The sequence below is a fragment of the Dyella japonica DSM 16301 genome, assembly GCF_001010355.1.
Lineage (GTDB): Bacteria > Pseudomonadota > Gammaproteobacteria > Xanthomonadales > Rhodanobacteraceae > Dyella > Dyella japonica.
Map to the genome: position 1 here is coordinate 1 of NZ_JPLA01000082.1, position 2,146 is coordinate 2,146.

Annotated in this window: 2 protein-coding genes; both read right to left on the reverse strand. The window is 63.2% G+C overall.

Annotated elements, in window-relative coordinates; translation table 11 throughout:
* Positions 1 to 11: 11 nt before the first annotated feature.
* Positions 12 to 1,169 carry an acyltransferase family protein gene (locus Y882_RS18215; RefSeq protein ID WP_046973379.1) on the reverse strand — a complete coding sequence of 386 codons (1,158 nt, stop codon included), beginning with the start codon at positions 1,167 to 1,169 and terminating at the stop codon, positions 12 to 14.
* A gap of 56 nt (positions 1,170 to 1,225) precedes the next feature.
* On the reverse strand, positions 1,226 to 2,005 hold the full coding sequence (locus Y882_RS18220) for an AcvB/VirJ family lysyl-phosphatidylglycerol hydrolase (protein ID WP_046973380.1): 780 nt from the start codon (positions 2,003 to 2,005) through the stop codon (positions 1,226 to 1,228).
* Positions 2,006 to 2,146 lie beyond the last annotated feature (141 nt).

The window sequence follows — 2,146 nt, forward strand, 5'->3', positions numbered from 1 at the left end:
AGGGTGCGCTCCTACAAGGTTGCGCCTTGAACCGCGGCGGTTGCTCCACGCCCAGCCAACATCCGCTCGCGCAACCACCGCTCCGCCGGCGTCGATATCCAACGCTCCAGGCCCTTGCCCAGCAGCCAACACAGCGGCAACGCCGGCAGATACCAGAGATAACCGTGGGCGATATCCCCGCCCATCGCCTTGTAGATCCTCACCACGCCGTACACCACGAACATGTGGGTGAGGTAGATCTCGTAACTCAGGCGCCCCCACGACCGCAGCCAGCTCAAGCCACGCCACGCGCCACGACGTGACCAGGCACTCGCCAGCACCAGGCACAGCGCGGAACCGGTAAGCACGAGCCCGTAGCCATCGCGCATCGTCTGCCACAGCAGTTTGCCTTCGAACATCACGAGGTACAGACCCACCGCGCCGGCGATGCCGAGCAACCAGACAAGACCATGCGTTGCGTTGCGCCAGCGCTGCACGATCAGCGCACCAAGCACTCCGGTGGCAATCGCCGCCATGCCGGGCAGATAAGCCTTCTCCTGCCAGATCTCGTTGGCGGCCAACGCAGCGCGCGTCCACGGCAGCGACAGCGCCAGGGCGATCAGCAGCGGCACCAACACCCAGGTGCGCCGCGTCAGCAGGCAGACGATGGGAAAGCCCAGATAAAACACTTCCTCGATCGACAGCGACCACAGCACGTCCCAGTTGCCGGGGAGGTAACCGGTCATGCCTTCGTACCAGTTCAGATGGAAACCCAACGCCGCCACGATGGCGCGCGGCAGCGACTGCCCTGGGCGGTCGATCACGTAGTCCGGTGCGCCCGCCAGATGCAGCACGCTGAGCACGGCCACCAACAACAGCAGACAGGGCGCAATGCGCGAGAAGCGCCGGGCATAGAACGCACGCAGATCGATGCTGGCCAACGAACCACTGCGACGCAGCGCGTTGCTGGTGATAAGAAAGCCTGAGATCACGAAGAAGATGAAGACCGCTTCGTAGCCGTTGAAATTGAGCGCCGTCAGCAGCTTCTTCGGCAGCACGTCGAGCAAGGCCGTCTTGCGCAGCGGAATGCGCAGGCCGATGTGGTGCAGCACCACCAGCAGGATGGATAAGCCGCGCAGCAGATCGATGCCGGTGTTGCGCTGAGTCTGCGGGCGAGTCTTCGCATCCATCAACCGAATCCTTGTAGGAGCGCACCCNNGGTGCGCTCCCACAAGGTGAGAGGCGTTTACTCCGCCGCCGGCAGATCGTGAATCATCTGCTGCGCCAAGCCTTCGTAGTTGTAGTCGAAGTGATGGTCGCCCGTCTTCTCGTAAACCTTGATCCAGCCCGGCAACTTCGGATCGGCGCAAAGGGCATCATCCTTGTCCTTGACGCCGTAATAGCAGACCACCGGTGGATGGTCATTCAAGGCTTCAAGCGGCGGCAGCGCGTCGTAATGCTGCACGGGGTTGAGCCACTGGAAGAAGTCCTGGGTGTGCGTCTTCCACCAACCCTCCTTCATATAGCCTTCCATTTCGATTTCGAAGTTGACGTCGTGACTGGGCGACAGCAACACCACCTGGGCGATGCGCGCGCGACCTTCCGGGCTCAACTGGTCGATGACCGAAGGCAGCACGTCGGCACCGAAGGAGAAACCGATCAGCCATACGCGCTTCTTGCCCGGCTGCGACACCGCCTGCGCAATCAGGGCATCCAGGTCGACGGCCGACTCCTTCGCCGGACGATTGCGCCAGTAGTACTGCAGCAGGCTCACGCCCTGCACCGGGATGCCGTGCGAGGCGATGATCTTGCCCAGCGACTGGTCCAGATCGCGCCAGCCGCCGTCGCCGGAATAGAAGATCGCCACGACATCCTCGCGCCCGGCCAGCGGCGTGACGCCAGCCTGCGCCGGCACCTGCACCAGCGACTCCTGCATGCTGGCGTGATGCCAGGGCTGCCAGGCCCACAGGCCCACGCCGGCGGCGATCAACACTACGAGAGCGAACCACTTCCAGAGTCGTTTCAACGGCGCACCATGCCTGACAGTCCACCCGAAATGAGGCTCGCCACATTGGCGAACACCAGCGGGAGGGCGATGCCATTGGGCACCGCAAGGTAACGAGGCTCCCACACGGGATCGAATTTGTCTTTGTACTTGTGCAGGCCG

What these genes read in the sequence shown, in the direction of transcription:
- Y882_RS18215 (WP_046973379.1), bottom strand. Translation starts at nt 1,169, where the DNA reads ATGGATGCGAAGACTCGCCCGCAGACTCAGCGCAACACCGGCATCGAT.